Source organism: Blautia sp. AF32-4BH (genome assembly GCF_003460565.1).
In the GTDB taxonomy this organism is placed as follows: Bacteria; Bacillota; Clostridia; order Lachnospirales; family Lachnospiraceae; genus Fusicatenibacter; species Fusicatenibacter saccharivorans.
In genome coordinates, this window is record NZ_QTVL01000031.1 from 1 (window position 1) to 8,401 (window position 8,401).

Sequence of the window (8,401 nt, forward strand, 5' to 3'; positions counted from 1 at the left end):
CACGCCGGAGACGGTAATAATAGTTGGCTTTTGTAAGATTATTTTGGGTACACTAGGTTTCAACATCCATCCCTTTGGGACGGTTCTGACAATTCCGGATCTGTTCTGCCCATTGTCTGATCCTCACCTGCTGAGCTACAAGGCTGATTTGCGTAGCCATAAGATTCCTCCGCTGAATCATAGTCAGTTAAAAAAAGTTAAGTACTAAACTTTTTTGACTATGTTATTTTGTTGAGTATGATTATGGCATAACTTGAAGTGAATAAAAAGGTACTCAGGTTCTACCGTTTACCGCGGGTCCAGGTATTGAAAGAGGAAGGACGCAGGGCACAGACCCAGTCATTCATGTGGCTGTTCCGAAGCGGTGAGGACGGATTTGCGGAGATCATCCTGTATGGCTATTCCCCGACCAGGAGCGGCAGCCATGCAAAGGAGTTTCTGGAAGGCTACAGCGGATATCTGGAAACGGACGGCTATCAGGGTTATAACAGTCTGCCTGGGATCAGGCGCTGCTCCTGTTGGGCACATATCCGCCGATACTTTATCGACGCTGTTCCCAAAGGGAAGCAGTATGACTACAGCCAGCCTGCAGTACAGGGAGTCCAGTACTGCAATCGGTTGTTTGCCATGGAAGACTCCATTAACAAAAAGTATCCCGGTAATTATGAAAAGCGGAAACAACTGCGTCTCGAGAAGGAAAAACCTGTTCTGGAGGCTTTCTGGTCGTGGCTTGACCAGCAAAAGCCCGTCCGGAATACCCGGCTGGATAAAGCCGTGAATTATGTTCTCAACAGGCGTGATATAGCGGAAACCTATCTGGAAGACGGGCGGTGCAGCTTTACCAATAATCTCAGTGAGAATGCGATCCGTCCGTTCGCAGTGGGGCGAAAAAACTGGCTGTTCAGCAGTTCCGTGGACGGAGCGAATGCCAGCGCAGTAGTCTACACAATGGTTGAGATGGCCAAAGCACATGGGCTGAACATCTACGGATATCTTAAATTTCTGCTGGAGAACCGACCGAGTAAAAATATGACCGATGAACAGCTGGCGGAACTGGCACCTTGGAGTGAAAAACTCCAATCTATCAAAAATCGCATGTGAATTATAGTGAATTACTCCAACTCGTAAAGGGCTGGAGTAATCTTGTATCTAACCGCATTATTATTTGGCGCTTACCGATTTTCAATGTGGCTGTGGATCTGCGCCCAGGAGAAACCTTCGGTCACGCATACAGTGCGGTGTTGTCGTTTGAAAACCGGAAGCAGATGTATATACCACGAGGCTTTGCTCATGGATACCTGACATTGGAAGATGATACCTTGATGCAGTGGTGTGTAGATAATGATTTCTGCGGTGAAGCTGCCAAAGCTGTGCGGTATGATTCGGATTTTGTCTGGGAAGGTGAGTCGTGGCCGGAAGGAGCGTATATAATATCGGAAAAAGATAAAAGTGCTAAATCCTTGCAAGAACTGGCGCAGTGTGGTTTAATTAAGGCATAGAGACAATTCAGCTTAGCTTTACGCAAGTTATACCCCATCAAATATGATAGAAGAGAAAGAGTACGGAGGAAATCTATATGGAACTATCATTTACAGGTGGAAGATTTGTTTCAAATAGAGGAGAATTGAACTATAAGGAAGTCTTAGAGCACTTTCCAAACGCAAGTATAATCAGGATAATTACATATAATATTTCGAGAAATCAAAGGCAAGACAAATTGTTCGAAGCATTGAGAGACACGGATGCGGAAATACAGCTTATAACGAATGTGCCCTCACGAATGGAGGAATACTTCGACAATGAAGCTGGGAGAAGTATGAGGAAAACCGCAAGACGTAATATTCAAATATACATTGCAAAATTGAATCCTGAAAATTTTTCGGGTAATTTTTTGCCATATTTCAATGTTCATAATCATGCAAAAATAATAGGAACAGAAGACATAGTTTATATTGGGTCGGCGAACTTTTCAAATGAAAGTGCAGATAATATTGAAACGGGAATTCTTATTGAGGATAGAGATTTTATAAGTAAACTGTATTCTGAGTTTTTTGATAAGGTGGCAAGTGAGTCGCTTTCTTACCTTGATGACAATTTTAATGCATTTCATCTTTTTCTCTTGTCTCTTTATGCAAAGTTTGAACATCATTACAATATTCTGCTAAGAGATGTTTATACAGACTATCAAAGGACAAGGCTTGTGGCTGCAGACACGATTTTTATAGACACTGATGAATTGGGCAACATCTATCGGGATTTAGAGGAACTTGAAGATGTGAGTTCAGCAGCTGAAGATTGTTATGATGAAGAAAATGAGCAGTTTAATTCAGAACTTGAGGATTTGAAGGACGAATTTGAAAGTCTTGATATTGAGGGCCTAAAAGAAACTGTATCAGAAGATGGTGCGCTGTATAACTTAGCAACTTTTGATGGACATGACAAATTTGACGAAATAATGCAATCTAAATATGCATACCTTGCGATTGATGACATGACGGACTATTATTCAGAGAAGGCACTGCAGGAAGTTTCCGAAATGTACGATGATGTACATCGAACGTTTTTTGATCAAGGAGATGAATTCCTTGAAGGAATGGATTACATTTTGAAAGCATTAAAGGTCGCAATAGATTTTACAGAGCGTTGGAAAGCATCAAGAATTAACCCGGATATTGATAATACTTAAACTACTATAAATCGAAAGAAGGACACACCTATGCCCAGAACTAAAGGCAGCAAAAATCGCCCCAAGATCACCAACGACTTCGCATCCCAAATCGTAGAAAAGCAGGAAACCATCGCTTCCCTGAACACAGAAATCGCTACCATCACCGCAAATATCGATGCTCTGAAAGCCGACCTGAAAGAGAAGAAGGTATCGCTGAAGAAAGCTGAAAAAGAGTTGACCTCTTTGGAAGCGAAAAAGGCGAAGGCAGATGCCAAGGCCGCCGAAGAAGCAAAGAAAGCCGAGGCCGAAGCTGTGCTGAAGAAGCTGCTGGCCAGCGGTGTGAGCGCAGATGAGATTCTGGAAAAGCTGAAATAAAACCATAAAACTATAAATCACACGACCGTGTGGGAAAGGAAAGAATAAAATGGAAGAAATCGTAAAGTTCTTAAAAGAAGCTGAAACATATTACTTGGCAACGGTCGAAGGCGACCAGCCGAGAGTGCGCCCATTTGGCACGGCACATATTTTTGAAGGCAAGCTGTACATCCAGACTGGCAAGAAGAAGGATGCTTCCAAGCAGCTGCATGCTAATCCGAAAGTAGAGTTGTGTGCATTCAAAGGCGGCGAGTGGATTCGCGTTGCCGGTGAACTGGTAGAGGATGACCGTGTTGAAGCGAGAGAATCTATGCTGGATGCTTATCCAGGATTGAAGAAGATGTATGCTGCAGATGATGGCAACACTGAGGTGTTCTACTTTAAGAATGGTGTGGCTACCATTAGTTCTTTCACCCATGAGCCGAAAGTGATCAAGTTCTAATAATATTGCCGTGTGTGGAACATAGGCTCCAATCTGAGCCCGAAACACGCACGGCATATTTTGAAAACCGATATATAGTTTATAACGAAAATAAAAAACAGAGCGTGACAAAAATGAATTTATCAAAAATACATCATATTGCAATCATCGTATCTGACTACGAAGCAACTAAGGATTTTTATGTAAACAAACTGGGGTTCTCTGTTATAAGAGAAAACTATCGCCCAGAGCGTAAGGACTGGAAGCTGGATCTTCGTGTTAATGAACACACAGAGCTGGAGATTTTCGCTGAAGAAAATCCACCAAAACGTGTGAACCGTCCAGAAGCCTGCGGGCTGCGTCATCTTGCGTTCTGCGTAGACAGCATAGAGCAGACGGTGAGGGAGCTGACAGAAGTTGGGATTGAATGTGAGCCGATTCGGGTTGATGACTATACCGGCAAGAAGATGACATTCTTCCACGACCCGGATGGACTGCCGCTGGAGCTACACGAATAATTATGGGAGAGAAAAGAGCGTATAAGCCCCGGAAACCCGGCGGCGGTCGGAAGAAGCTGAAGCCTGAATACGATGCTGTGAAGAATCTGAAGGAGCAGATGGAAAGTGCTGTGGCACTTTATAATTCTAAGATGTCCTTGCAGGCCATTGGTGATGAGTTGAGTTTGAATCCCATCAAAGTAAGAAAGCTGCTTATCACGGCTGGTGTGTATGAATCGGAGGTGGCGGAGAAGGTACAGGATACTTTTGAAGAATACCGAGAAGTGCAGAGCTATAAAGAAGTCGTCCTTTCAACCGCAAATTCTCTTAACCTTTCCAAAGCCTCCGTCACCTCGTATCTGCCATATAAGAAAGGCGTGTACTTCCCAAGTACAGAAAAAGAGAAAATTAGTGTTGGAGCAGAGCGGCAGAGAAGATACAGAGCGATGAAGCGGTGGAGAGAGGAGCCGACAGAGGAGCATCTGTGGGATGTGGTTGCTAGTTATTCCGGTGTACACTTTAAAACCTATTCCGGCTTACCATTTTCTTATGAGGTACGCAAAGGCAGAAATAGCGAATACACAAAAGAGCTCTGGATTGACAGGCGTGAGAATAGTAAAAGTCTGGCGTGGAGTTCTGTAGTTTTGGCACTGGGAAATATAAAAGGAAAAGTAGTAGACCGGCCAAAAGCTCTGGGTGACATCCGGGGCGTGACATACATATACGGAATGTTCTATCGGTTCGGATTGATTGATGTGCCAGACGAAGTGAAGGAGAAGATGGGTCATCCGAAAAACCGCAAAAATAGGTTGCTATGTACAGAAGTGTGCGGTAATATGTGCCGTAACTGAGGATGTGAATCTCAGTTGGGAAGGATGGTAGCATTATAGAAAAATTGAAGGAGTTGCTAGAGGATTGTATTAAGAAAACGGAGCCGGAGTATTACCCACCAGTGGAGAATTTACTGGATCTGATCTACGAGCATTACACGGAGAATAATCCAGTAGAGAAAAACACAGTTGCCGGGAAAGTTGCAAAGGCCAAAGAAAAGGAACTGGAAGAGTGGCTGCGCAGTTTGGACGGAATGAATAGGGAGGCTCGTAGATGACTATGTCGGGGATAAGATTCCGCTCTGGGAAAAGATCATGAACCGGCAGGGAACGATGTGCTGCGCATGGGAGAAGACCGCTTTTGAGGAAGGACTGAAAGCGCTGAATAACAGCTATCCGCTGGTAAGACCTCGGATCTATGTCAGAGTATATGAATGATAACGTGAACAATTCGTTTCGCACAGAGCCGGATGCGGAAAAGCCGCACGTCCGGATCTGTGAGGGGCGCACGACCGTAAGGGGTGCGTCTACTCGACCTACGAACACAATAAAAATTTTATAAACTTAATGACTGGAATCTTAGGATGGCAGTAAAAAATAAACTGACACTTTGACGAATTAAAATGCGAAATCGAAACTTTTCATAGTAAAATATATTTCCTGTTGCTAGAGAATTAAAGGAGAGGTATAATATAGCAAATTTAAGAAGAGAGTGGGGAATTTCCCCATCCCATTGCCTTACATAAAGGCGTGCGTTGAAAAATTGTTTGTGTAATTCTTGGTATTGTTATTGAATCATTGCTGTTTGAATCACAGTGGGGTCTGATCATATTAGGAGAAGGGGGATAATCATTATGAAAATGGAAAGGATAGAGAGGTTTAATGAAGCGTATGCAAATGATGATTTGAAAAAATGTGAATTTGAATTACTTTTCTTGATGCTGATGTATAATACTGATATTAGAAACGGAAAAGAATATGAGTACGATTTAAAGCATATTTTGTTTAAGACAAACTGTATTCGAAATCCGATAGGAATGAAATATACATCTAAAGATTATAAAAAAACAGCACAGATTTTGACTAATACTTTAAAAATAGCAAAAACAATAAATGATCCTGAGATAGATACTCGGGAGATTATTCAAGAAGGGATTACTATTGATAAGCGAATTATAAAAGATATTTGTGATATAGCAGCTTATACGGAATGCTTTTATAAAATGAACTCTGTTAATTCTACAAGAATGGATGAATGTGAAGGGGGGAAGATTCCGTTTGTAGAACAATTAATTAGTCTTGTAGTTTTTCATCAAGATCAAACGCGTCTTGTTAAGGAAAACTATAAAGATTTTATAAATCCGGATTATCAAACAGGAATGGAACTGTCGATAGCTAATAGACCTGTTGAACATTATAAAAATTTGGAAGGATCAGTATTAGATAATTTTGAATCAATTCTTGAAAGTATGAACGAAATAATTCATTATTTGTATTATAGATTCGGTGAAAATTTAAAAGTGCAAATTGTAAATACGGATATTCAACGAAAACTTGTGCATCCTTATGAAAATGCTGAATTTGAAAAATATTTGTATATTGCATCGCAAAGATTTCTCATTTGTAGAATAGAAGAAGGAATTCGTTATGGATATTATAAACTTGGATATGTGAATAAGAACCAAGAAGGAATTAGAGAATATGTATTTTCAATAGAAAATGATGAAAAATACAAAGCAAGAAGAATGGGAGTGTTAAGGAGAGAATATCAAGTAAGAAATCACATTCTGTTAGATTATAGAAATCAAGGAGATATTCCAATTATATACGAAAAATTATCAATTCTGTCAGATGAGTTAATAAAGATTCAAGCAAAGAAATATGAATTATTTGAGTTTAGTGAATTTCATCCGGATAAATCGTTATTTCAAGATGCAGAAAAAGTAGCCGAGATAAAAGAGCGAATTGTAGAGTCATTGACAAAAGATTATTATTTGGATTGTAAAGTAAAAGGTGTATGTATACGAGATTTATTAATAACATATAAGTATTTGGATACATTATCAGAGGTTTTGTATCTTGCATCGTCAAAGTGTATTGATGATAAAAAACAAGATACATATATTAAAGAAATAAGTTTAGTTGAAATTTCATATCTCGAAAAAGAACTGTCAAGGATACATGAGTTTGAACTTGAATATGCAAAAAAATTAATTGATAGATTTATATTTCATGAAAAGAAAAATAGGGATGATGATATATTTTCTCAACCATTATTAATAATTAGTAAAAGTCAAGTGATTTTGAGCCAAGCGCTATTAGATCAAGTGAATCTTGATAGATTTATTGAGCGTCAATTCATTAGATATAAGAAAAATGTAGCAGATGTAGGACATATTTTTGAAAATAAATTTATTGAAAAGCTAAAACGTGGATATTCAAAAGGAATTGTGGATTTTGAATATAAAGAGATTCCTAATTTTCAGATAAATACAAATAAAGTAAAGTACGAAGCATTTGATGGTAAAGAAATAGAATACGATGTTATCAGTGTTTTGGGGGAGTATCTTATTCTTACAGAATTAAAAGCGGTAATGACATCATATGAGTTAAATGAATTAGAAAAACGAAAAGAAAATGTTAAAGAAGCGATAGAGCAACTTAAGCGTCGAAAGAAATCAGTAAGATATGATTGGGAGATATTCAAAAAATTAGTATCTATAGATTTACCAGATAAACCATATGATGAGGATCATATAATACTAATTGCATGTACAGATGCCTATGATTATACTCCACTTAAAAAAAATGATGTTTTTATTACGGATGATTCTTCTTATCTAAAATACTTTACCAATCCATATCTGGATGTGATAACGGCACATTCAGAATCAGCATCAATACAGAAAGTGAAAAGCATATGGAAAAATGGATATCCGGAAGCAGAAGAATTTAAGGAATATTTGATGAATCCTGTCACGATTTTTCCATTTGCTAATACCATTACAAAAAAATATATTCCAGTGCCTGTCATGGATGAAAAAGATTATGCAATTGTTTGCGAGGAGTATATATTAACAGAAGATCCAATTGTGACATCAATGCAAGGAATAGAAAAAATGCAAAAAAAAATAGTTAGAAATCATTTTAAGAAAATATATCCAAATGAATTATGCCCGTGTGGAAGTGGAAAAAAATTTAAAAAATGTCACAGAGGGAAAGGGATATATGATTAATGAACATAGTGTGGCCTAAAACTCTTGCGATTTTCTTAGTAAGCGCCAAGTATTCCTGCGGATTTTCAAATCCTTAGATTTCCCCTATAATTGCAGCTGATAGATACTTAGATTATTTCACTACAATTATGGAGGATAGGTTATGGCAGGTACTCGCAAGACCCGCGTTCCGATGGTGGAACAGATCAGACTTATCAATGAATGCCGTCAGAGCGGCGTGACAGATGCTGACTGGTGTCGTGAAAACGACATTGCAGTAAGCACCTTTTACAACTGGGTCAGCCGTTGTTGGAAAACAGCAGCGGATCAGATCCCAGCGGCGAATTGAGACTGTGAGAAAAAGTCTGTAAATAAGATTCTTCTATGATATGCAA

General features: G+C 39.2%; 11 protein-coding genes and 1 pseudogene. All 12 read left to right on the forward strand.

Going from position 1 to position 8,401, the window contains the following annotated elements; genetic code table 11:
• Positions 1-208, forward strand: a 208-nt coding sequence (locus DWZ44_RS18545) for a hypothetical protein (protein ID WP_207660238.1), incomplete at its 5' end; no start/stop codon positions are given.
• An 86-nt stretch (positions 209-294) separates the two neighbouring features.
• Positions 295-1,101 (forward strand): annotated as a pseudogene (gene tnpC / locus DWZ44_RS17625) (IS66 family transposase); the annotation flags it as partial.
• Positions 1,098-1,499 (forward strand): dTDP-4-dehydrorhamnose 3,5-epimerase, encoded by a 402-nt coding sequence (locus tag DWZ44_RS17630; RefSeq protein ID WP_243002155.1) that lies wholly within the window; start codon positions 1,098-1,100, stop codon positions 1,497-1,499. The pseudogene tnpC and the gene DWZ44_RS17630, both read left to right, overlap by 4 nt.
• 77 nt (positions 1,500-1,576) lie before the next feature.
• Positions 1,577-2,686 carry a phospholipase D-like domain-containing protein gene (locus tag DWZ44_RS17635; protein ID WP_117805414.1) on the forward strand — a complete coding sequence of 370 codons (1,110 nt, stop codon included), beginning with the start codon at positions 1,577-1,579 and terminating at the stop codon, positions 2,684-2,686.
• A gap of 30 nt (positions 2,687-2,716) precedes the next feature.
• Positions 2,717-3,043 (forward strand): hypothetical protein, encoded by a 327-nt coding sequence (locus DWZ44_RS17640; RefSeq protein WP_117805415.1) that lies wholly within the window; start codon positions 2,717-2,719, stop codon positions 3,041-3,043.
• Positions 3,044-3,092: 49 nt separating this feature from the next.
• Positions 3,093-3,485 (forward strand): pyridoxamine 5'-phosphate oxidase family protein, encoded by a 393-nt coding sequence (locus tag DWZ44_RS17645; RefSeq protein WP_117805416.1) that lies wholly within the window; start codon positions 3,093-3,095, stop codon positions 3,483-3,485.
• Positions 3,486-3,598: 113 nt separating this feature from the next.
• Positions 3,599-3,982, forward strand: a complete 384-nt coding sequence (gene gloA2, locus DWZ44_RS17650; RefSeq protein WP_117805417.1) for an SMU1112c/YaeR family gloxylase I-like metalloprotein — start codon at positions 3,599-3,601, stop codon at positions 3,980-3,982.
• A 2-nt stretch (positions 3,983-3,984) separates the two neighbouring features.
• Entirely contained in the window at positions 3,985-4,812 is an 828-nt protein-coding gene (locus DWZ44_RS18880; protein WP_243002157.1) for a hypothetical protein, read from the forward strand.
• A 101-nt stretch (positions 4,813-4,913) separates the two neighbouring features.
• A complete protein-coding gene (locus tag DWZ44_RS18340; RefSeq protein WP_158565959.1) occupies positions 4,914-5,069 on the forward strand; it encodes a hypothetical protein in 156 nt (51 codons plus the stop codon).
• A 37-nt stretch (positions 5,070-5,106) separates the two neighbouring features.
• On the forward strand, positions 5,107-5,229 hold the full coding sequence (locus tag DWZ44_RS19020; protein WP_256372554.1) for a hypothetical protein: 123 nt from the start codon (positions 5,107-5,109) through the stop codon (positions 5,227-5,229).
• Between the two features lie 416 nt (positions 5,230-5,645).
• Complete coding sequence (locus DWZ44_RS17665; RefSeq protein ID WP_117805419.1) at positions 5,646-8,027, forward strand: YecA family protein; 2,382 nt, start codon at positions 5,646-5,648, stop codon at positions 8,025-8,027.
• A gap of 142 nt (positions 8,028-8,169) precedes the next feature.
• The gene (gene tnpA, locus DWZ44_RS17670) at positions 8,170-8,355 is read left to right on the forward strand and encodes an IS66 family insertion sequence element accessory protein TnpA (RefSeq protein ID WP_117805420.1); all 186 of its coding nucleotides are present in this window, start codon (positions 8,170-8,172) and stop codon (positions 8,353-8,355) included.
• Positions 8,356-8,401 lie beyond the last annotated feature (46 nt).